The organism is Allobosea sp. LjRoot90, assembly GCF_964254315.1.
Taxonomy (GTDB): domain Bacteria; phylum Pseudomonadota; class Alphaproteobacteria; order Rhizobiales; family Beijerinckiaceae; genus Allobosea.
This window is the reverse complement of sequence record NZ_CAXUTF020000007.1, coordinates 110640-129918: the sequence shown is the minus strand read 5'-3', so window position 1 is coordinate 129918 and position 19279 is coordinate 110640. Positions and strand designations below refer to the sequence as shown.

Annotated in this window: 23 protein-coding genes and 1 pseudogene; 2 read left to right on the top strand and 22 right to left on the bottom strand. The window is 67.5% G+C overall.

Features of this window, described 5'->3' with window-relative positions:
* Positions 1-18: 18 nt before the first annotated feature.
* From ACSQ3M_RS22870 to ACSQ3M_RS22820, 11 genes and pseudogenes are all read right to left on the bottom strand, one after another.
* A complete protein-coding gene (locus ACSQ3M_RS22870) occupies positions 19-3951 on the bottom strand; it encodes a baseplate multidomain protein megatron (protein ID WP_436152374.1) in 3933 nt (1310 codons plus the stop codon).
* A complete protein-coding gene (locus tag ACSQ3M_RS22865; protein ID WP_436152373.1) occupies positions 3951-4397 on the bottom strand; it encodes an NlpC/P60 family protein in 447 nt (148 codons plus the stop codon). The genes ACSQ3M_RS22870 and ACSQ3M_RS22865 overlap by 1 nt, the downstream gene beginning before the upstream one ends.
* A complete protein-coding gene (locus ACSQ3M_RS22860; RefSeq protein WP_436152372.1) occupies positions 4394-5284 on the bottom strand; it encodes a DUF2163 domain-containing protein in 891 nt (296 codons plus the stop codon). The genes ACSQ3M_RS22865 and ACSQ3M_RS22860 overlap by 4 nt, the downstream gene beginning before the upstream one ends.
* Positions 5285-5292: 8 nt before the next feature.
* Positions 5293-5934, bottom strand: a complete 642-nt coding sequence (locus ACSQ3M_RS22855; protein WP_436152371.1) for a phage distal tail protein, Rcc01695 family — start codon at positions 5932-5934, stop codon at positions 5293-5295.
* Positions 5935-5974: 40 nt separating this feature from the next.
* A complete protein-coding gene (locus tag ACSQ3M_RS22850) occupies positions 5975-6562 on the bottom strand; it encodes a phage tail tape measure protein (RefSeq protein ID WP_436152370.1) in 588 nt (195 codons plus the stop codon).
* Positions 6555-6767: pseudogene (locus ACSQ3M_RS22845) on the bottom strand (phage tail assembly chaperone); the annotation flags it as partial. The pseudogene ACSQ3M_RS22845 and the gene ACSQ3M_RS22850, both read right to left, overlap by 8 nt.
* A gap of 32 nt (positions 6768-6799) precedes the next feature.
* Positions 6800-7153, bottom strand: coding sequence for a gene transfer agent family protein (locus ACSQ3M_RS22840; RefSeq protein WP_436152369.1), 354 nt, complete (start codon positions 7151-7153; stop codon positions 6800-6802).
* Between the two features lie 10 nt (positions 7154-7163).
* Positions 7164-7574, bottom strand: a complete 411-nt coding sequence (locus ACSQ3M_RS22835) for a phage major tail protein, TP901-1 family (protein WP_436152368.1) — start codon at positions 7572-7574, stop codon at positions 7164-7166.
* 19 nt (positions 7575-7593) lie between these two features.
* Positions 7594-8004: a DUF3168 domain-containing protein gene (locus ACSQ3M_RS22830; RefSeq protein WP_436152367.1), complete on the bottom strand. Its 411-nt coding sequence runs from the start codon at positions 8002-8004 to the stop codon at positions 7594-7596.
* Positions 8001-8348 carry a phage head closure protein gene (locus ACSQ3M_RS22825; protein ID WP_436152366.1) on the bottom strand — a complete coding sequence of 116 codons (348 nt, stop codon included), beginning with the start codon at positions 8346-8348 and terminating at the stop codon, positions 8001-8003. The genes ACSQ3M_RS22830 and ACSQ3M_RS22825 overlap by 4 nt, the downstream gene beginning before the upstream one ends.
* The gene (locus ACSQ3M_RS22820; RefSeq protein ID WP_436152365.1) at positions 8348-8917 is read right to left on the bottom strand and encodes a head-tail connector protein; all 570 of its coding nucleotides are present in this window, start codon (positions 8915-8917) and stop codon (positions 8348-8350) included. The genes ACSQ3M_RS22825 and ACSQ3M_RS22820 overlap by 1 nt, the downstream gene beginning before the upstream one ends.
* 74 nt (positions 8918-8991) lie before the next feature.
* On the opposite strand from ACSQ3M_RS22820, the gene ACSQ3M_RS22815 reads away from it, so the two are divergent.
* Positions 8992-9765, top strand: a complete 774-nt coding sequence (locus ACSQ3M_RS22815) for a S1 family peptidase (RefSeq protein WP_436152364.1) — start codon at positions 8992-8994, stop codon at positions 9763-9765.
* Positions 9766-9822: 57 nt separating this feature from the next.
* Entirely contained in the window at positions 9823-10698 is an 876-nt protein-coding gene (locus tag ACSQ3M_RS22810) for a S1 family peptidase (RefSeq protein ID WP_436152363.1), read from the top strand.
* A gap of 7 nt (positions 10699-10705) precedes the next feature.
* On the opposite strand, the gene ACSQ3M_RS22805 is transcribed toward ACSQ3M_RS22810, so the two are convergent.
* From ACSQ3M_RS22805 to ACSQ3M_RS22755, 11 genes are all read right to left on the bottom strand, one after another.
* Positions 10706-11947 carry a phage major capsid protein gene (locus ACSQ3M_RS22805; protein WP_436152362.1) on the bottom strand — a complete coding sequence of 414 codons (1242 nt, stop codon included), beginning with the start codon at positions 11945-11947 and terminating at the stop codon, positions 10706-10708.
* Between the two features lie 35 nt (positions 11948-11982).
* Positions 11983-12495 (bottom strand): HK97 family phage prohead protease, encoded by a 513-nt coding sequence (locus tag ACSQ3M_RS22800; protein WP_436152361.1) that lies wholly within the window; start codon positions 12493-12495, stop codon positions 11983-11985.
* A gap of 8 nt (positions 12496-12503) precedes the next feature.
* A complete protein-coding gene (locus ACSQ3M_RS22795) occupies positions 12504-12674 on the bottom strand; it encodes a hypothetical protein (protein ID WP_436152360.1) in 171 nt (56 codons plus the stop codon).
* The gene (locus ACSQ3M_RS22790; protein ID WP_436152359.1) at positions 12671-12871 is read right to left on the bottom strand and encodes a hypothetical protein; all 201 of its coding nucleotides are present in this window, start codon (positions 12869-12871) and stop codon (positions 12671-12673) included. The genes ACSQ3M_RS22795 and ACSQ3M_RS22790 overlap by 4 nt, the downstream gene beginning before the upstream one ends.
* On the bottom strand, positions 12868-14040 hold the full coding sequence (locus tag ACSQ3M_RS22785) for a phage portal protein (protein ID WP_436152358.1): 1173 nt from the start codon (positions 14038-14040) through the stop codon (positions 12868-12870). Before ACSQ3M_RS22785 ends, ACSQ3M_RS22790 begins: the two co-directional genes overlap by 4 nt.
* A 769-nt stretch (positions 14041-14809) precedes the next feature.
* Entirely contained in the window at positions 14810-16075 is a 1266-nt protein-coding gene (locus ACSQ3M_RS22780; RefSeq protein ID WP_436152357.1) for a DNA-packaging protein, read from the bottom strand.
* Positions 16056-16454 carry a hypothetical protein gene (locus ACSQ3M_RS22775; protein ID WP_436152356.1) on the bottom strand — a complete coding sequence of 133 codons (399 nt, stop codon included), beginning with the start codon at positions 16452-16454 and terminating at the stop codon, positions 16056-16058. Before ACSQ3M_RS22775 ends, ACSQ3M_RS22780 begins: the two co-directional genes overlap by 20 nt.
* Before the next feature lie 153 nt (positions 16455-16607).
* On the bottom strand, positions 16608-17189 hold the full coding sequence (locus ACSQ3M_RS22770) for a TIGR00730 family Rossman fold protein (RefSeq protein WP_436152355.1): 582 nt from the start codon (positions 17187-17189) through the stop codon (positions 16608-16610).
* Positions 17186-18568: a M20/M25/M40 family metallo-hydrolase gene (locus ACSQ3M_RS22765; RefSeq protein ID WP_436152354.1), complete on the bottom strand. Its 1383-nt coding sequence runs from the start codon at positions 18566-18568 to the stop codon at positions 17186-17188. The genes ACSQ3M_RS22770 and ACSQ3M_RS22765 overlap by 4 nt, the downstream gene beginning before the upstream one ends.
* Positions 18569-18666: 98 nt before the next feature.
* Entirely contained in the window at positions 18667-18963 is a 297-nt protein-coding gene (locus ACSQ3M_RS22760) for a type II toxin-antitoxin system RelE/ParE family toxin (RefSeq protein ID WP_436152353.1), read from the bottom strand.
* Positions 18960-19253: a type II toxin-antitoxin system RelB/DinJ family antitoxin gene (locus ACSQ3M_RS22755; protein WP_436152352.1), complete on the bottom strand. Its 294-nt coding sequence runs from the start codon at positions 19251-19253 to the stop codon at positions 18960-18962. The genes ACSQ3M_RS22760 and ACSQ3M_RS22755 overlap by 4 nt, the downstream gene beginning before the upstream one ends.
* Positions 19254-19279: the final 26 nt, after the last annotated feature.

The following is a 19279-nucleotide window of genomic DNA, read 5'->3' as shown; positions in this document are numbered from 1 at the left end:
CATCAGCGTGAGGCTAGCTCAGTGGACCGTGACGAGTCCACGCCAGGGAAGACCCGGCCCCGCGACGACACTGAGCTGCGCCAGCTCGACGTCGAGCGCGGCCTGAGGGCTGCCGAAGTCGGCGAGTTCCTGCGCCGCTTCATAGACCATGGCCGGCGCATCGACCTCGACGGTCCGGACAGGGGCCCCGCTCGCGCGGATCGTCATCCGATAGCGCTCGATATCCTCCCCGAGCGGCACCTCGGCTGTTTCCCAGGAATCGCCACCGAGGCGGCTCCGCCGGATCCAATTCAAGGCGATGCCGGATGGCAGGCGCCGGGCCCGAACGCCTACCGGCGCGAGCGGCCGCAACGGCGCGATTCCGATCGTCGTGGAGATCTCGCGCATCGAGGCGGAGGCGACATCGGCATTGGGCGGGCCGATCCGGTAGCGGACATGCCGGCCGATATCGTCGAGGCTCGTGGTCAACGGGACCGCCGCGCCATCGAGCACGACCACGCGTGCACCTGGGGCCAGTGTTCGCGCCGCGGCTCCCTCCGAACCGCCAAGCCCGCGCACCATCTGCGACAGCCGGAATGTCCGCGCGCCGATCAGTTCGACCCGCGCCGCTGTCGCGATCTCGACTTCCCCTGCCGAGTCGATGAAGGCGAGCGCATTGCCCCCAGCGAGCGCTGCCTCCGGAGCGATCGAGGCAAGGCTGCCGCCGCGCAGCCGCACTTCGACTGAAGCATGCCGGTCAGTGCGCCAGAGCGGCCCAGGCACGAGCTCGGTCAAGGTCTCGCCCATGATCGACGGCGCCGCGACGACGCCGACCAATGCGAACGGCATGCCCTCGGCGGCGCGCCAGATCGCCAACGCACCAGGCCAAGGATCGGCGAAGGCAGCGAGCGACTGCAAGGGGGGCGCCACCTCGCGCGCGATCGGAAGGTCGAGGATCAGGGTGTCCGGCCGCCCTGCGATCCGCGGAGGGACTTTCGGAGGCCGCTCGCCCGCCGTCGCGCCTGCTGCCGCACCGCGATAGATGGCGGGCTCGACCGCGCGTGCACTGGCGCGCCGGGTCGGGCCATCGCTGATCCGCGTCAGCCTGAACAGACGGGGCCGGCCGGCAACATCGAGCGAGACCACATCGCCCGCTTCGAGATCGACGCAGCGCGGCGACAGCTCCAATTCGAGCGTTTCGCGGCCCGCCCAGATCTCCTGCAACCGCTGATCGGCGAGACGCTGCCCTTCGGCACGGCGCGTGACCGCGGGAAGCTCGACGGCGTTCTCCCGGCGCGCAGCACCGGCCAAGCGACGCGAGCGGGCCGTCACCTGACGATAATCGTTGTCCCCATCGATATGGACCAGGCGCAATTCGCGCGGCAGTTCGCTCTCCTGCGCGCGCCGCAGCTCGAAGGGCTGGCCATCGCGATCGAGCACCAGGTCATCTCCCGACAAGGCGCGGGCGATGGTCGCGACGCGGCCGCGAAAGGCGAGCTTGCCGGAGGACATGATGGCATCGAAGCCGAAGGCCTGCGCGAGCGGCTCGAGCGCCTGCCGCGCGGAGATCGGCCGGTCGAGGACATAGCCATCGACGAAGCCGTCGATGGCGAGTTCATCCGGCACCGGGAGACCGTAATCGGCCAGGATCGCGCGCACCAACCGGTCGAGCGTCACGCCTTCGAGGCGGCCGTTGACCCAGTGACCGGTCTCGTAGTTCGCCCCGTCCGCCCAGACCGAGGTCAAGTCGGGAAAGGCCGGAAACGGCCGCGCATCCCAGGTCCAGACGAAGACGTTGGCCGGATCGACCATGCGCAGGCCGAGCGAAGGCGCGATCGGGTTGCGCTGCGGCTCGAACCCCGGGAGCGCGGGATCGAAGCCCGAGAGAATCGCCTCCAGCCCTCGCGCCTGGACGAGGTCGTCGCGCGCTCTCGTCGAGAAATGCGGATAGCCGCCATCGATCGATTTCGGATCGGGAAAGACATTCGGCGAGTTGCCGCCCTTGTCCACGGCGGGCAGACCGATCTCGGTGAGCCAGATCGGCTTTGCGCCCGGCGACCAGCCGGTAGCGCCAACCTGCGCGCCGGCGACACGCTCGACATGGGAATTCAGCCACCAGTTCGGCAGATCCTTCTGCCGGAAGACCCAGGGCTTGCCGAAGGCGCCGTCCGTGATCGGCAGGCGCGTCTGGGCCTGCCGACCGGCGAGGCTGGCGTAATACCAGTCGTACCCCTCGCCGGAGGTCAGGCGCTTGCGCAGGTAATCGACATCTGCAGGCCCGCGCGCGATGGCGAGGTCGCCATGATCAGGTGTATCGCGCCAGTCGGACAGCGGTGCGTAGTAGTCGATGCCGATCGCGTCGATATGGGCGCTCGACCAGAGCGGGTCGAGCGGAAAACGGACCTCCTGCCCGCCATCGCGAACATGGGCACCGTATTCGGTCCAGTCGGCTGCGTAGGTCAGCTTGGTGGGCGGCGGCAGGATGGCGCGAACCTCGGCCGCAAGGGCGACCAACCCGTCGACCATCGGATAATGGCCCGGAGCCCCGCGCACCCGCGTCAGGCCGACCAGCTCGGACCCGATGATGAAGCCTTCGACCCCGCCGGCCGCCTTGGCGAGCATCGCCGCATGCAACACGGCGCGGCGGAAGCTCCACTCGCCGGGCCGTGCGCATATGACCTTGTCGCCGTCGAACGAGAAATCCGCGGCCGTGGCCAAGCCGAGGAAGCTCGCGATCTGGCTCGTTGCAGCCGGTGTCCCGTCGGGCGACCCGGGCTGGGCTGGAGCCGGCGAGCAGGTGATACGTCCGCGCCAGGGATACGGCGGTTGCGAGGGGTTGCCGGTATGCGGATCCGGCAGCGCGTTGTTCTGCTCCACATCCATCATCACGAAGGGGTAGAGCACCACCTCGAGCCCATAGACGTGGCGCAGGCGGCGGATGAGCGCGACGACGCTCTCGTCCGAAGGCGTGCCACCATAGGCAGGCCTGCCGTTCGACTGGCTGACGACGCGGGTCGTCAGCCGATCAAGGCCCGCTGCCGACCACGGCGCGTCAGGCGTGTTCTTGTCGGCGATCTCGACGCGCGGTGCGATGGTGCAATGGCCGGCCCGCAGATCGTCGCCGAACCAGCTGACAACGAGGGAGATGCGCCGCAGATACGGACAGAGCGCCAACAGATGTGTGATCGCCCCGTCGATATCGGTGGCGCTGTGCAGCTGATGCCGGTTCTCGGCGATGGTGACGCCGGCCTCTGGCTCCTGGTTGATCAAGGTCGGCGCGTAGGTGAACTCGCTCGCGCCGGGGATCAACGTCACGGCGCGGATCATCTCACCGAGGCCAGGCACGGCGCGCACCACCTCGAAGGAAAATTGCGGCACGCGGTTGCCGTAGCCGGCGAGCGGAAAGCGCTCGAACACGACATAGGCGGTGCCGCGATAAGCCGGCGCCGCGCCCGCCTCCTTGGCCGCGACCAGCGGATCGGGCTCCTGGTTCTCGAAGCCGCGATGGATCCGCAGCGACACGGTGTTGAAGTCGATCTCGCGCCCGTCGGCCCAGATCCGGCGCACGAAGGCGATCGGTCCCTCGCAGATCGCGACTGCCAGGTTGGCGTAGTAGCTGTAGGTGGCCTCGTAGGTCTTCTGGGCTTTCTGACCGCCCTTGCCGCCGCTCTTGGTCCGGGTGACGGTGGTCGTCACCTCCTCCTCGAAGCGCGTCGCCCAGATCAATTGGCCGCCGAGCCTGGCCCGTCCGTAGACTCGTGGGATCGGTGCGCCCTCGGTCGAGGCGAGGCCGTCTATCTCCTTCAGACGCGGCCCCTCGACGATGCGTGTGCCGCCGCCACCGCCGAACAGGCTCTGGTCGAGGGTCGCACCGGCGATGGCGCCGAGCGAGCGGCCAATCATGGCACCGAACGGGCCGCCGACGGCCGCTCCGAGCACCGAACCGGCGACCTGCAGGACGAGTGTGGCCATCAGGGATCGAGCTCCGGAAAGGCGAAGGCGTGACTGAGATGGCGGCGCCACCAGCCGGTGAAGGCGACCTCGCTGACCGCCGCGCCGTCATGGGCGTGCAGGATGCGGTCCCGCTCGGTCAGGATGGCGCAATGCGCTGCCGGCAGATGCTGGCGCCAGCGGAAGAGCAGGACGTCGCCGGGCTGTGCGGCCTCGAGGTCGACAGGTCGCAGATGGCGCTCCCCCGCCAGCGCCAGTGCCTCGCCCGCACCCTGCTGGGCCCAGTAGGGCGAATAGGGTGGCGTCGGCTCGGGTTCGTCGCGATAAAGGTCACGCCAAATCCCACGTACCAGGCCGAGGCAGTCGCAACCGACGCCGCGCAGCGACGCCTGATGGTGATAGGGCGTGCCAAGCCAGCCGCGTGCCGCCGCAACGATGCGTTCGCGCGTCGTATCGGCGCCCGTCATCGGAACAGGCTCCCGCCATCGAACGGGCCGGCACCAGGATTGTCCGCGCCGGCGCCGCCAATGATGAAGTCGTTGCCCGGCAAATGCGGAAAGCCGCGGAAATTGACGTCGTTACCGAACTTGTTGCGGCAGGTGGTGAATAGCTTGTCGCAGCCGGCCTGGGCCGTGAAGAGGTCGCCGGCTACGATCGGCTGCGGCGCAGCCTGCCAGAGTTGCAAGACGACCGCGCCGCCGTCTTCGCGGTGGCTGCGGATCTCGGTGGCGAAGCCGGTGTTGGCGCCCGCGGTGAAGACCAGCTGGCCGCCGCTGAAGTAGCCGTCGCCATAACCGGAGAGTGCTGGCGCAGTGAGCGAGAGCCGCCCATCCGTTGCAGCAACTGTTGCCGCTGACGAGCCCGGCATGACCCCGCAACGGACATCGCCGAGATCGGCCGAGCAACTCGCGGTGTAGAGCCGGCCGCGCTCCTCGTCGAAGGCCTTGCCGAGACCCCGGACCTCGGCCGTGAAATTGGTGTCGCTGCGCTTCACCTCGCCGATGAAATCGGTCTCCAACAAGGTGCGCTGGCTCGGATCGGCCCAGTTGGCCAGCCAGAGCGCGACACGGGCATCGTCGTAGAGGCCGCGCGACAAATCCTGCTCGTTGAGCCCGTTCGCCGCCAAGGCACCGAGCACGTCGCCGCCGCCGGTTGCGAAGCCGAGCTCGGCGCTGGTCTCGGCGGCTTCGAGGCCCGCATTCGCGCGAAACAGGGTGCCGTCGAAGGACAGATCGCGGTCATGATCGGTGAAGCCGAGCACTGCGCCGTCGCGGCGTGTCAGGCTCCAGCAACGGCAAAGCGTGGTCGCCTCGCCGGCGACATGCGCGGCAAGTTCTGGGGATAATATCCGCATGGCAAGCCTCAGTCGGCGATCTCGACGATCGGGATCTTGGGGATGTCACCGGCCTCGAAGGCCGAGAGGTCGACCTCGATCGCATCGGTGTCGAAGCGAACGGGAACGTCGAAGGCGAACCCTGCGCTGATGATGGCACCGGCTGGCGGGGCCTGGCCGACGGCGAAGGTGACCGCACCGGTGGCATGATCGCAGGACACGATGCCAGGCTGCGCCTGCAGGACACCGTCGATCGCGATCAGCACCGTTCCGGCGACCGGCTTGGTAATGCGGCGGACATAAGGAGCGTGAAGGCCGCCATAGAGCTTGCAGAGTTGGAAGACCCGCATCGCACCATCGCCGATGCCGATCTGCTGGTCGCTCAGTGCGGGGGCCGCAGATGGGGCACAGCTCTTCCAGTCGAGCTGATCGCGCCAGCGGAACCCGTAGAGCCGGCCGCGGCGCTCCTCGAAGAAGGTGACGACCTCAGCAAGCGCATCGAGGGTGCGGATGCCGAAGCCGGCATCGTAACGCCGCCGTGAATGCGCCCAGCGGCTGTTGCGGACCTCCCAGCCCGAGGCCAGCGTCACCACCTGGGTCAGCCGTTCCGGCCCACCCCGGGCACCGCGCGCGATCCCGGTCGGGAAGCGCACCTCATGGAAGCCGCTCATGCCGGCACTCCCTTCGATCTCATGGTGCTGCGGCCTCTCGTCAGAGCGCCCGGCTACCGCGGGCCACGGCGCGGGCAACCGCGGCCGAGACCTGAGCCTCGGAGCGGCGGAAACTGTCGGCGTCGGGCGTCGAGACCTGGACGGTGACGTTGAACGGGCGCCGTTCGCCACCACCGGCCCGCACGCCGAGCTTGCCGTCAGGGCCGCGCGACAGGGGCATGATCGCCTCCGCACCGCGTTCGCCCATCAGCCCAAGCCCGCGCCCCATGGCGAAATAGGAGGGCGCAGCAACGACGCCGCCATCGGCGAAGGGTGAGACCGGCAAACCACCGCCGCCGCCCTTGCCACCTGTGAAGAGGCCGGCCAGGCCGCTGATGCCGGAGCCGAGCCAGCTCGATATGGCGCTCTGCAGCGGCTTCAGCGCCGATTTCAGCAAGCTCTGGCTCAGCGAGGCGCCGATGCCGCGCAGCACGTCCTCGAAACGCTTGCCCTCGACGATACCGCTGGCGAAGGCCGTGGTGATCGACTTGCCGAAGGCCTGCGACGCCTTTGTCAGGCTCTGGGTCAGCGTGTTCAGCGTGCGAAGACCGCCGAAATCGAAGGAAGGGGAAGAGTCTTCGTCAGCCATCGATGCGGCCTTTCCAATCGTCATGGTCCTGAGAAACGAGATCCGGATGGGCTTGCATCAGCGCACCCAACGTCGAACGCGAGGGCGCTTCGACCGCTTGAGGCGGCCGATGAGCCTCGATCGCGGCGAAGATCTCGCGCGGGCTCGCAGCCCAGAAGGCGTCCGGCGGCCAGCGCAGGCGCCCGAGCCCGAAAGCCATTGCCTCATGCCAGGGAAAGGGGACCGCCGCCGGCGCGCCTAGGCTGCCGGCGGCATTGGAGGGCGGGCCCCCGCCACCTCCGCGAGCGGGGCGAAAGTCGCGTCGAGCAGCGCGATCGCGGCGGCGATGGCGCCGTTGAGCCCGCCGTCGAAAGGCAGCGCGGCAACCTCGTCCGTGGCCAGCGCGCTGCCAGCACCGCGCAGCCCGGCCGTCAGGATGCGCGCGATGTCACGCGCCGAAAGCCGGCCGGCCGCAAAGCGTTCGCCCAGCGCCGGCAGGTTTTCGACGCAGAAAGCGTCTTCGAGATCGGCGAGTGCACCGAGGGTGAGCCGCATCGGCAGTGCCCGCCCCTCGACCATCAGGGCGACTTCGCCCCTGTAGCGATTGACCATGTGGCCTCCCTCAAGCGAGCGTGAAGGTGAGCTGACCCGCCGATTCCAGCGAGAGCTCGAAGGTGACCTCGGCGGCATGGTCGCCGCGATATTCGAGCGTCGAGAGCTGGAACGGCCCGGTAATCGTGCCGAAATCGGGCACGATCACCTGCCAGTCGCGGATCGCGCCGTCGAAGAAGATCTGGCGGACCAGCGCGTCGGACGCCTCGTCCTTGAAGATGCCGGCACCGCTGATGCTGGCGCGGCGCATGCCGGCGCCTGACAACAGCTCGCGCCAGCGCCCTGCCGATTCGGCATGGGTGATGTCGACCGCCTCAGCATTGAAGGCGATCTGGCGGGCGCGCAGGCCGGCCACTGTGACGAAGCTGCCGCCGGCATCGGCGGCCTTGAGCAACAGGTCCTTGCCTTTCTGGGCAGGCATGGGCGGTCCTTTCGTGCGGTCAGAGTGCCTCGGTGACAACCCTGAAGGTCAGTGTCACGGTTGGCAGATGGGTCTTTGGATCGCGGGCGAGTTTCGAGGACAGCCAGGCGAGATTGATCAGCCGATGTCCCTCCGGCGCGAGCACGGCGCCCTCCAGACTGGCGACGATCCGCGCCGCCGCCTCGAGTGCCTTGCGTGACGAAGTGGTCTCACCCGCCCAGACGCCGAGCGAGAGCTTCTGCTCGCAGCCACGGTCGCTGCCGGTCGACCAGTCCTCGGCCGTAACCTCGCCATGGACGACGTAGAGCCCGCTCAAGGCGCGCGGCGGCTCGTCATGGATGCGGCCCGTTCCGATCAAAGCTGTCAGGCCGGCATCAGCGGACAGGTGCGCGTGGATGGCACGCCGGAGCGGCAGGATGGCATCGCTCATCGGCTGACCTCCTCGACCAGGCAGATAAGGCGTCGGCGGCCGCCATCGGGATCGCCAACCGCGCGAATGTCGAAGATCTGATCGCCGTCGCGCAGGCGTTGGCCTGCATCGACGCCGCCACGCCAACGCAAGGTGATGCGATGGCTCGCCACCTGCTCCGGCCGCTCGCCGCGCCAGCGCTCGTCGCCCGAGAGCCATTCGACCTGGGCCCAGACCGCAGCGATCGTCTCGAAGCTGCGAAGCTGGCCGCCGGCGCTATCCGGCGTTTCAACGAGAGCCTCCAGCAGCAGGCGTCGCCGCAGCGCGCCGACAGGACGGCGGCCTTTCGATGTCTCGCGAAGCATCAGAGCCTCACACGGCGAAACGGAGCGACGAGCGCGGCGATCTCGGCCGGCAACCGCATCGCATCGCGGCTGACCACATCGCCGCGATGCTCGAACCAGCGGCAGGCGAGCCGAAGCACGGCCTGCCGTAGCGGCGCCGGCACCGTATCGCGCGTCGCGCCGAAGCCGGCGACCAGGTCGATCTCGATCGCGGAGCGGGCACGGCCAGGCGCCGGGACCAGCCCCGAAACGCCGATCAGTGGCGGATCGGAGCCCTCGACCAGCGCCAGCGACGACGGCGTGACCGGTTCGGCGGCACCGGCAGCGGGATGGACACGTGCAGCCGTGAGGCTTCGCACCGGTGAAAGCGGCAGGCGGATCTCGCCGCCTTGCGGCCAGGCGTCGAGCACGATTCGCCAACCCTGCTCGATCAGCAGACGCCCGGACGCAGCCTCGATCATCAACCGGGCCGCGGTGAGCAAGGTCCCGAGCAGTTCGTCCTCGTCATCGACGAGAATCCGTAGAAAATCCTTGGCTTCCGACAGCGAGACCGGCTCGATGGCCGGCGGCGTCAGGGCGAGCGGCGTCATGGTCTCTCCTCTCCCGGGTTTTAACCACGCCGGCGATGCGCTATCGAACCCGGCCCGATAGCGGAGACGGCTCGATGCACGGCAGAACGGCGATTGGACTGGCAGCCCTGGCAGCGGCTCTCGCTGCGCCCTGGTCCGCCTCGGCTGTGGTCGGCGGGCGCGAGGGCGGCCCTATCGCCAGCTCGACCCTGATGGTCCTCAATGCGCGCGGCGGCGTCTGCACCGGCATCGTGCTGTCGCGCCGCGCGATCCTCACCGCCGCCCATTGCGCCGATACCCGCGTCGATTTACGCATCCACTGGCAGGACGGTGGCCAGCCGGTGCTGACCGAGCCAGCGGCGATCGCGCTGCATCCCGAGTTCAATGCCAAGTCCGTCACGAACCGGCAGCGTTCGATCGATCTCGCGCTGGTGAGGCTCGCCGCGCCGCTGCCGGCGCGTTTCGCGACCGCGACCCTGGTCGACGGCGCTCTGCCGAGAGCCGGGTCAGCGGTCACGCTCGCAGGCTACGGCGTCGCCCGCGAAGGCGAAGCGAAGACGACCGGTACTTACCGTTCAGCCGCACTGACCGCCGTCGAGCCTTACGGTCCCGGCCGTATCCTGATCTGGGCTGCCGATCCGGCGACCGGCGGCAAGCGGCCGGGCGCCGGCGCCTGCCAGGGCGATTCCGGCGGACCTATCGTCGCGGGCTCGGGCAGCGTCGTCGCTGTTTCCAGCTGGTCGACCGGCCCGTCCGGCAAGCAATGTGGCCTGCTCAGCCAGGGCGTGCTGGTCGCGCCCCAACGCGGCTGGATCGACCGCACATTATCGGGCTGGGGCGAGAGTGCCGACTGGACCAGCACACCCTGATGGCCGCCCGGCGCGAACAGCACTGGACTGCGCCGCAGCAAACCATACATTGAAGCCATGGCAGCGATGATCTCGACCGTGACCTATTCGAAGCGCGCCGCGATCGTCGCGATAGCTTTTTGCAGCGGCCTGCAGATGACTGCGCCGGCACAGGCTGTGATCGGCGGCGTGACCTCGCGCACGGTCGATGGCGCACGCGCCTCAACCTTGCGGGTCGAGACCAGCCGCGGCGAACTCTGCTCCGGCGCCGCAATCTCCTCCGAACTGGTACTGACGGCGGCCCATTGCCTGATGACCGGCGGCTCGGTGCGCGTGATCAGTCTCGACAAACGCTTCCGCAACCGGACGCATATCGTCGCAGCGGTCCTGCCGCACCCGACTTTCGTGCCCGGCACGACGCCGCGCACGCAACCTGGCGCCGATCTGGCGTTGCTGCGCCTCGCCACGCCACTGCCCGCCGATATCCAGCCTCTGACGCTCGGCAGCGGCCTGTGGCAGGGTGAGACCGTGACCATGGCGGGCTTCGGCCTCGCCTCAGAAAACAACAAGAAGACCGCGCGCACCCTGCGCGAGGTGACGCTGGTCAATGCCGGCAACTACACCACCGCCAACACGGTCAAGGTCGCGGTCGACACCGAGAACCGCGGTGAGGTCCTCGGCGCCGGCGCCTGCCGCGGCGATTCCGGCGGGCCGGTGTTGCGTGGCCCGTCCGGCTCGCGCGATCTTGTCGGCATCGTCTCCTGGTCGAGCGGGCCCTTGAGCTCGCGCGTCAAGCTGATCTGCGGCGGCTTCACCGCGATCACCCCGGTCAGCGACCACCGCGCCTGGATCGCCGAAGCGAGCGAGCGCCTGCTCAACTATGGCGACGAGCCGCGCCAGGCGCGCGAGGATGCGCGCCCGAACGCGAGCTACAGCTGGTGGTTCGGCCGCTGACTGCGAGTTAGGCCGAGAACTTCAGCCCCTTGATCGCGGCGAAGTCCTGCACGCCGCCGCCGACGCGCTTGGTCGTGTAGAACAGCACATGCGGCTTGGCGGAGTAGGGATCGCGCAGGATGCGCACGCCAGCCCGGTCGACGACCAGATAGCCGCGGCGGAAGTCACCGAAGGCGAGCGAGACCGAGTCCGTCGCGACGTTCGGCATGTCCTCGGCCTCGACGACCGGGAAGCCGAGCAGCGTCGCCTGCGCACCCGCCGCGGCCGGCGGCTGCCAGAGATACTGGCCGGTCGAGTCCTTGAACTTGCGCACCGCAGCTTGCGTCTTGCGGTTCATCACGAAGCTGGCGTTCTGGCGGTAGCCGGCCTTCAGCGCATAGACGAGATCGACCAGGATGTCGGATGGGTTCGAGGCGGCGAAGGCGCCGGCAACGCCGGTCTTCAGCGTCCCGATATTGCCCCAGCTCCAGCTCGCATCGGCGACGGTCGGATAGGCGAGGAAGCCCTTGGGCTTGTCGATGCCGTCGCCATTGACGAAGGCCGCGCCCTCCTGCTCGGCGAAGGCGCTCTCGACCTCCTCGGCGATCCACTGGTCGATATCGACGATGGCGTCGTCGAGCAGGGTCTGCGTCGCCGCCGGCATGGCATAGAGCTCCATCGCCGGGAAGGAGAGCTCGGCCAGGGTCGGCGTGCCGCTCTGCGGACGGGCCGCTGTCTCCGCCACCCAGCCGGAAGCCGGGCCGGTGGTCGAGAACGCCTTCTTGTAGGTGCCGGACGAGATGGTGCGGACCGTCGCGATCGAGCGGATCGGCGACACGGTCGTGAGGCGGCGCAGGATCTCGCCCTCGACCGTCGAGGGGGCGAGATAGCCGCCATCCGGACCGGAGCCGGCCGAAAGCGCCTTGGCTTCGAGCCGTTTCAGGCCAGTGGCCTCGCCATGGCGGACATAGGACGCGAAGGCGGCCTTGTGCTCGGCGACGGCCGGGTCACGCTCATCGCTCGCGCCCAGCGCCGGGCGACGACTGTCGAGGCTCAGCCGGTCGAGCCGACGGCGGGTCTCATCGAGCGCATCATCGAGGCGGGTGAGCTTCTCGCCGGTCAGGACGTCACCGCCCATGCGGGTTTCGAGCTCGGCCAAACGATCGTCATTGGTGGCTCGATAGGCCTCAAGCGTGTAGCGCAGATCGTCATAGGCGGCGGCGATCTCGCCGGTTGCCTTGGTCTCGGGAGCCTGGTTCAGCGCAGTCATGGAATCTCCTGTGGTTTTGCGGCTTTACGTACGGTTCAGATGAAAGCGGCATGGCTGGGCGGTCGTAGCGCCTTGACGGCGCTGACGCGGGCCTGCGGCAACATCGGGAAGGTGACGAGCGAGATCTCCCAGAGGTCGACCTTCTCCAACCGGCGCAGGCCGGTGCGCGGCTCGCTGCGGGCGCGTTGCGAGCGAAACCCGATCGAGAGCCCGTCGACGGCGCCGTCACGCATCAGCGCATGCAGCTCGCGGGCACGGGCCACGGCCAGCGAGAGCCGGCCGCGGGCATAAAGGCCGCGCGAATCCTCGCGCAGCTCGATCCAGCGGCCGATCGGCTCGGTCGGATCGTGCTGCCACAGCATCCTGATCCCAGCGGCGCCGCGGCGGGTGAGGCTTTCGCGGAAAGCCCCGGGCTCGACCACGTCCTTGCCGAGATCGGCGATGCGGAACAAGCTGGCATAGCCCTCGAAGGCACCATCAGGTTCGATCCTGGCCAGTGGCTGCGCCAGGAACTTGGCCTCTCGCGCCAGAGCGGGATAACGGGGCATGGCGGCTCTCATCGCGCCCCTCCCCGCCCGGTCCGGCCGTTGGCGTCGAGTTGTCCGAGCGTCTCGAAGAAGCGGCCGAACACCTCCCGCGGCTGGCGGCCCGGGCGCGGCATGGCCACACCTGCTCTGATGCCGGCCGGAGCCGGCCTTGCCGGCGGCTTGCCCCCGGTCTTGCTCATGAATCCCCTCCCTCGTAGCGGGCGTTGAAGCTGGCGAGTTCGCGTACGAATTCATCGAAGCGTCGGTTGGCGGCGATGAGCTCGCGCAGGGCAAAGAGGGCGAGCCCCGAGGCACTGAAGGCCCAGAGCAACAGCGCGAGATGGCCGAGATCGCCGCGTGCAACGATGCCCGCAGCGGCTCCATCGAAGGGACTCATGACGACACCTCCCGGCGGCCATAGCCGACCGCCTCGCGCTTCTCGTCCTCGTTGAGAAATGCGGCGGCGGAGACCCGTCGCCAGAGCGATTCCCGCTCGTCCGCCAGCGCCTCGATCGCATCGAGATCGGGCTCGAGGGTGAGCGCGTCGCCGAAGGCCGGGCCGAGCCATTGCGCCAGCGACTGGGCCGTGCGCCGGACCAGCGGGATCAGCGTCTGGCGCCAGAAGGCGCGGTTGGCCTCGGCGAAATTGGCATGGGTGTTGTCGCCGGGCAGGCCGAGCAGTAGCGGCGGCACGCCGAAGGCGAGCGCGATCTCGCGCGCAGCGACGCCCTTGGCGGCGACGAAGTCGAGCTCGGCCGGCGACAATGACAGCGGCTTCCAGTCGAGCCCGCCTTCGAGCAGCAGCGGCCGGCCGGCATTGCGCGCGCCCTGGAAGCCGTCCTCCAGCTCCTGCTTCAGCCGCTCGAACTGCGCCTCGGTCAGCGTACCGCCTTCCGGGCCGTTATAGACCAGCGCTCCGGACGGGCGAGCCGCATTGTCGAGCAGCGCCTTGTGCCAGGCGCCGGCGGCGTTGTGCACATCGAGCGAGCAGGCGGCAGCCTCTATCGGCGAGAGGCCGTAATGGTCGTCGACCGGGTGGAATAGCGTCAGATGCAGGATCGGCGGCAGCGCGCCCTCGTCCTGGCGGAAGCGGATCGTTTGCGCCCCGACCGTGTAGTCATAGCCTTCAGGCCAGCCGTCGCGACCCGGCACCACCCGCATCCGATCGGGCCGAAGTGCATAAAGCTCGCGCGGTTCGCGGCCAATGCTCGCCGCCTCGACATAAGCGTTCCCGGCGACGAGCAGGTGGCCATAGAGCATCTCGCGGAAGGCGATGCCGCCCTGGCGCGGATTGGGCCGCTCGATCAGCGCCAGAGCCGGATGTTCCGGCATCTCGCGCTCGCCGACCTTGGCGATGAGCGGCGTCTGCGCCGCCGCCTCGGCAATTAGCCGGACGCAGCGATGCACCACCGGATTGCGCTGATAGCCCTCACGCGACAACGCGCCATAGTCGCGCGGCGTCCAGACCGGGCGACCGGCCTCGTGCAGGGCGATCAGCGGCCCGACGCGCGAGCGCTTCTGTTCCGGCGCGGCGTGGCCGCGCAGGCTGCGAAGGAAATTGAGCATGGCGGTTTCCCAACGAAAAAGCCGCCCGGAGGCGGCTTATTGTACGATGCGTTAAGCGCTTCTTGTGAGACGGCGCGCGTGGGAGGCACCTTGCTGCCCGGCTTTTTGGTAATTGCCGGGCAGTAAAAAATAAAACATAGATATATATCTACCTATTACCATTCAATTTTAAGGCTATTTGACCCATGCCTGCAACCCTATATTCCAACCATATGACGTATTTGCCGGCCAATTGCCACCAGTCGATTTTTTCCAGCAGAATTCGAATTGACGATTTACCACTGGCACCCAGGTCGCAAAATTTGTTCTCTCCCCCGTGAATAACGAAATTACTGCTTGTCCGACATAGTGGTTACACGAAACATTAGAATCCCCAGGCCGCCTAAATGCCAACGTCAGATCTGCGGTCTCATCGGTACTACCTCGCGTTAAAGTCAACAAACCTTGGATAAATGCTGATTTGGCATCGTTGTCGATATCATTTGCGGATAGATTTATGATACACCATTGATTTGGCACGCTACAATTTGACGGATTTATGATTCCTGTATAGGTGTTACCAAACAACTCTCCTGTCAAATATGTTTCACCAGATCTAGTATAGATCTCGGTTGATTTACTCCAACGCGATGAATCATAGGCCATAACTGAGCTTGATAGCAGAAATGTCCACAAAATAGGTAGTAATGCACGTTTCATTTTATCTCCTTTGCTTACATGTCAATTTTCGTACTCTTCCTTTGCGGATTCTGTTGCCAGAAGAGTCCTGTCAAAGCCCCCTCACCCGAGGCCTTCCCTTCGGCCCGAGCATCAGATGGGTCAGCGCCCAGACCAGCGCGTCGAGCCGGTCGGGCGAGCGGCCCGAGCTCAGACCCGTCGGGCCGAAGTCGCACATCTCGTCTTCCAGCGCCGGGAACGCGCCGGCATGGCGCACCCGGCCCTGCGCATAAAGCGCCGCCACCGGCTCAGCCCTCAGGAATTTTCCGCGCGAGGCCCGGACCGGTGTCACCGGGACGCCCGGATCGACCTCGCGGATGACGCTTGTCGCCATCTCGCCGCCCTGGTTGACCTCGACGACCAGCGCATCGGCCTCCAACCGGCGATAGAGCGCGACGGCGGCGGCGGCCCATTCATGCGGCTTGGCGCCGGCCAGCGTCGCATCCGCTAGCACATGGCCGACGCCGTCACGATCGATACCGGCTGCGACGAGCCCGCAGGAATCCGCCCGTTTCGACGAGGAGGCCGGCGGATCGATCGCAACCACGATCCGCGCCAGCGGCGGCGCCTCGCGCTCGCGGCTCTGCTCGATCAGCGCCCGGCTCCAGAGCGCATCGGCGCTCTCCTCGACGATCTCGCCTTCAAGCTCCTGCCGGCCGAGCCGCGTGCCGCCATAGGCCTGTTGCACGCTGTCGAGAAAGCTCGGCGCCAGGTTGAAGCGGTTGGCGCTGGTCGCCGCCCGGCTGACGGCGACATGCGGATCGTCGAGCAGCCGCTTGATCAGTGGCAGCGGGCGCGGCGTCGTCGTCACCACCTGGCGTGGTTGCTCACCGAGCCTGAGGCCAAGCTGCAGCATATCCCAGGTCTCCTGAAGGTTCGGCCATTTCGCCAGTTCATCGGACCAGGCGGCGCCGAATTGCGGCCCGCGCAGCCCTTCCGGATCCTCGGCCGTGAACACCTGCGCGATCGCGCCATTGCCCCATTCGAGCCGGCGCCGCGACGGCGACCAGACCGGCTTCTCCCAGCGATGATGGATCGCGAGCAAACCGGAGACGCCCTCGATCATCACGTCGCGGACCTGCGCTTGGGTTTCGCCGACCAAGGCGATGCGGCCGACAGGTTTCAGCGCACACGGCCATCGGCCGAGCGCCGCACCTCGTACCCATTCAGCGCCGGTTCGCGTCTTGCCAGCGCCTCGTCCACCCAAGACGAGCCAGCTGAACCAGTTGTCCTGCAAGGCAGGGAACTGATCCGGTCGCGCCCACGCAGCCCAAGTCGTGAGGATGACCTGCTGCTCTTCAGGCGAGGCCGTCTCCATGAGACGACGCAGAAACCGCACCCGCTTCCTCGGCGGCAAGCGCCGCAAGACGGCGTCCAAGCTCGCTTCGAAGCTCATCGACCCGGCGCAATCCTTCGGCAGGGCTGGGATCATCCTCGGACTTTCCTCCCTCCCCCACTGCAGCAGAATCCAGCGCGACCAGCTCGCGCACGGTGCGGGCCAAGGTCGCCAGCGTCTTGGCGTCGACCTCGCTCGCGGCCGTGCCGGCCGGCAATTCGGCGAGATGCGCCTCATGCGCTTCGAGCTGCGTCTGCGCCGCCTTCCAGAGCTTGCCGATCACAGCCTTGCGGCCGCGCGGCGCTGGCTTGCGCTTCGCCGCCGGCGGAGCCGGGGCGGCGGCGTCACTGTTATCGGTCATCGAGAACCTCGGCTCGGGCCGGACACACGAAAGCCGCCGGCTGGACAGCGCGGCGGCTTCGTTCGTCTCAGGCACAGTTCGTGAGCGTTCCTGATCTCTACCCGATCAGCGTCACGATGTCAAGGATAAAATTCCTATCCGATAGCGATGCCGTCAGGTCTCCGCCTTCTCCACCCATTTGATCTGGGTCTGCGGCCTGTAGGCCTCCATCTTGTCGAGCAGCGCGCCCGGATCGGTCTCCATCATCGCCATGTCGCGATGGGCCTGCCACATGAAGCCGGCCTTGGTGGTGTTGTCGAGGAAGGCGAAGAGCGCGTCGTAGAAGCCAGCGATGTTGAGGAAGCCGAGCGGCTTGCCGTGGATGCCGAGCTGGCCCCAGGTCCAGATCTCGAAGATCTCCTCAAAGGTGCCGATGCCGCCGGACATGGCGATGAAGCCGTCGGAGAGCTCGGCCATGCGCGCCTTGCGGATGTGCATGGTCTCGACCACTTCGAGCCGGGTCAGGGCGTTGTGGCCGACCTCCTTCTCGCGCAGCGCCCGCGGGATCACGCCATGGACCTCGCCGCCGGCTTCAAGCGCGGCATTGGCGACGATGCCCATCAGGCCGACGGCGCCGCCACCATAGACCAGTGTCAGGCCGCGCTGGGCGATGGCGGCGCCCATGGCGCGGGCGCCCTGCGCGTGGACGGGATCATGGCCCGGACTCGAGCCGCAGAAGACACAGACGGATTTCATGAGGCGAGTGCTTGCAAGATGCGGGCCCAGGAGCGCTGGCCCTTGTGGAAGGAGGACAGGTCGTATTTCTCGTTCGGCGAATGGACGCGGTCGTCATCGAGGCCGAAGCCGACGAAGAGCGTGTCGAGCCCGAGCGTGCGCTTGAAGTCGCCACCGACAGGGATCGAGCCGCCGCTGCCAATGCTGACGACGCGGCCGCCCCATTCCTCGGCCAAGGCCTTGCGCGCCTTCTGCAGGACCGGTGAATCGACCGGCACGGCCAGCGCCGGCGAACCGGAATGGCCGATGAACTCGGCCGTCACGTCCTCCGGCAGGCGCTCGCGCACGAACTGGTGGAAGGCGGCGGCGATCTTCGCCGGATCCTGATCGCCGACGAGGCGGAAGGAGACCTTCGCCGAGGCCTTGGCGGCGATCACCGTCTTCGAGCCCTCCCCGGTATAGCCGCCCCAGATGCCGTTGACGTCGCAGGTCGGGCGCGACTGGATCTGCTCGATCAGCATGCGGCCGCGTTCGCCGACGGAGTGCTTCAACCCAACCTGGCCGAGGAATTCCTTCTCGGTCAGGTTGAGATCGGCCCATTCCGCCTTCTGCGCATTGGTCGGCTCGTGCACGCCGTCATAGAAGCCGGGGATGGTGATCCGGCCGGTCTCGTCATGGATCTCGGCGATGATCTTGGTCAGCACATGGATCGGGTTCGCGGCGGCACCGCCGAACAGGCCGGAATGGAGATCGCGATCGGCCGCGGTCAGCCTGACCTCCTGATAGACCATGCCGCGCAGGGTCGAGGTGATCAGCGGCGTGACGCGGTCCCACATGCCGGTATCGCAGACCAGCGCGAAATCGGCCTTCAGCTCCGCCGCATTGGCCTTGATGAAGCCCGGCAGGTTGACCGAACCGGATTCCTCCTCGCCCTCGACCAGGATGGTGAGGCCGATCGGCAGGTCGCCGGTCTCGGCGAGCGTGGCGCGGATCGCCTCGATGAAGGTCATGACCTGCCCCTTGTCGTCGCAGGCGCCGCGGGCGAGGATCGCCTTCCGCCCCGGCTCGATCTCCTTGACGACCGGCTTGAACGGATCGTTCGCCCACAGATCGAGCGGATCGACCGGCTGGACGTCGTAGTGGCCGTAGAACAGTGCATGCGGCGCGCCGGGCTTCGGGCGATGCGCGAGTACGACCGGGTGGCCGCCGGTCTCGCGTAACTCGGCCTTGAAGCCGAGCCCTTCCAGATCGGAACGCAGCCATTCGGCCGCCCGGCGTGTGTCGTTATCGAAGGCCGGATCGGTCCCGATCGACGGAATCTCGAGCCAGGACGAGAGGCGAGCCAGCGATGTGTCGAGATCGGCGTCGAGGCGGGACAGGATGGCGGGAAGCTGGGACATGGGCGCTCACTGGAGGCTGATTCCGGTGGCGCCATCATGCCTAGTCGCGCGGACGATACCAGCCGTCCGTGCGCATACCGGTCTGTATCAGAGGCCGCCTACACCTTGTCCATGTCATCCGGCCACATCCGAGCGCCATGAAGGACGCGAAGAATGCGGATCTTGTCGGCCGTTACGACATAGACGGCGATATAGGGCGTACGTGGAACGACCAGTTCGCGGGTGCCTGCCACTCTGCCGGGCCGACCGCTCTCGGGAAAACGGAGCAGCCGACGCGCCGCAGACGCAATCCGCTCGTCGATCTCAGCGGCAGCCTTCGGGTTATCGGCTTCGATGTAGCTGAAGATCTCGTCACGATCGGCAAGGGCGAACGGCGCCCAGACCAGCCGCTTCACACCTTGCGATAGGCCGCAGCGCGCCGCTCGGCAAAACGTGCCTCGGCCTCGGCGTCATCGATATCGGGACGCTCATCCGCCAGGGCCTGCAGCACCTTGGCGCGGAACCAGGCATCATGCGCGTCGCTGTTGCTGACGAGTTCGAGCGGCAGCGCCCCCTCGTTCGCCGTGCGGGTCAGCAGAATGCGCACGGCGTCGGAGACGGTGAGCCCCATGCCCTCCAGGACCGCCGTCGCGCGGTCCTTCACGTCAGCGTCGATACGTGCCTGCACCAAGGCATTCGTAGCCATGACGAAGCTCCTTTCCGGAGCTGAAT

What these genes read in the sequence shown, in the direction of transcription:
- ACSQ3M_RS22870 (WP_436152374.1), bottom strand. Translation starts at nt 3,951, where the DNA reads ATGGCCACACTCGTCCTGCAGGTCGCCGGTTCGGTGCTCGGAGCGGCC.
- ACSQ3M_RS22850 (WP_436152370.1), bottom strand. Translation starts at nt 6,562, where the DNA reads ATGGCTGACGAAGACTCTTCCCCTTCCTTCGATTTCGGCGGTCTTCGC.
- ACSQ3M_RS22865 (WP_436152373.1), bottom strand. Translation starts at nt 4,397, where the DNA reads ATGACGGGCGCCGATACGACGCGCGAACGCATCGTTGCGGCGGCACGC.
- ACSQ3M_RS22790 (WP_436152359.1), bottom strand. Translation starts at nt 12,871, where the DNA reads ATGAGTCCCTTCGATGGAGCCGCTGCGGGCATCGTTGCACGCGGCGAT.
- ACSQ3M_RS22780 (WP_436152357.1), bottom strand. Translation starts at nt 16,075, where the DNA reads ATGGAGACGGCCTCGCCTGAAGAGCAGCAGGTCATCCTCACGACTTGG.
- ACSQ3M_RS22805 (WP_436152362.1), bottom strand. Translation starts at nt 11,947, where the DNA reads ATGACTGCGCTGAACCAGGCTCCCGAGACCAAGGCAACCGGCGAGATC.
- ACSQ3M_RS22770 (WP_436152355.1), bottom strand. Translation starts at nt 17,189, where the DNA reads ATGAAATCCGTCTGTGTCTTCTGCGGCTCGAGTCCGGGCCATGATCCC.
- ACSQ3M_RS22825 (WP_436152366.1), bottom strand. Translation starts at nt 8,348, where the DNA reads ATGCTTCGCGAGACATCGAAAGGCCGCCGTCCTGTCGGCGCGCTGCGG.
- ACSQ3M_RS22765 (WP_436152354.1), bottom strand. Translation starts at nt 18,568, where the DNA reads ATGTCCCAGCTTCCCGCCATCCTGTCCCGCCTCGACGCCGATCTCGAC.
- ACSQ3M_RS22785 (WP_436152358.1), bottom strand. Translation starts at nt 14,040, where the DNA reads ATGCTCAATTTCCTTCGCAGCCTGCGCGGCCACGCCGCGCCGGAACAG.
- ACSQ3M_RS22830 (WP_436152367.1), bottom strand. Translation starts at nt 8,004, where the DNA reads ATGAGCGATGCCATCCTGCCGCTCCGGCGTGCCATCCACGCGCACCTG.
- ACSQ3M_RS22815 (WP_436152364.1), top strand. Translation starts at nt 8,992, where the DNA reads ATGCACGGCAGAACGGCGATTGGACTGGCAGCCCTGGCAGCGGCTCTC.
- ACSQ3M_RS22795 (WP_436152360.1), bottom strand. Translation starts at nt 12,674, where the DNA reads ATGAGCAAGACCGGGGGCAAGCCGCCGGCAAGGCCGGCTCCGGCCGGC.
- ACSQ3M_RS22855 (WP_436152371.1), bottom strand. Translation starts at nt 5,934, where the DNA reads ATGAGCGGCTTCCATGAGGTGCGCTTCCCGACCGGGATCGCGCGCGGT.
- ACSQ3M_RS22800 (WP_436152361.1), bottom strand. Translation starts at nt 12,495, where the DNA reads ATGCCCCGTTATCCCGCTCTGGCGCGAGAGGCCAAGTTCCTGGCGCAG.
- ACSQ3M_RS22840 (WP_436152369.1), bottom strand. Translation starts at nt 7,153, where the DNA reads ATGGTCAATCGCTACAGGGGCGAAGTCGCCCTGATGGTCGAGGGGCGG.
- ACSQ3M_RS22820 (WP_436152365.1), bottom strand. Translation starts at nt 8,917, where the DNA reads ATGACGCCGCTCGCCCTGACGCCGCCGGCCATCGAGCCGGTCTCGCTG.
- ACSQ3M_RS22775 (WP_436152356.1), bottom strand. Translation starts at nt 16,454, where the DNA reads ATGACCGATAACAGTGACGCCGCCGCCCCGGCTCCGCCGGCGGCGAAG.
- ACSQ3M_RS22810 (WP_436152363.1), top strand. Translation starts at nt 9,823, where the DNA reads ATGGCAGCGATGATCTCGACCGTGACCTATTCGAAGCGCGCCGCGATC.
- ACSQ3M_RS22755 (WP_436152352.1), bottom strand. Translation starts at nt 19,253, where the DNA reads ATGGCTACGAATGCCTTGGTGCAGGCACGTATCGACGCTGACGTGAAG.
- ACSQ3M_RS22860 (WP_436152372.1), bottom strand. Translation starts at nt 5,284, where the DNA reads ATGCGGATATTATCCCCAGAACTTGCCGCGCATGTCGCCGGCGAGGCG.
- ACSQ3M_RS22835 (WP_436152368.1), bottom strand. Translation starts at nt 7,574, where the DNA reads ATGCCTGCCCAGAAAGGCAAGGACCTGTTGCTCAAGGCCGCCGATGCC.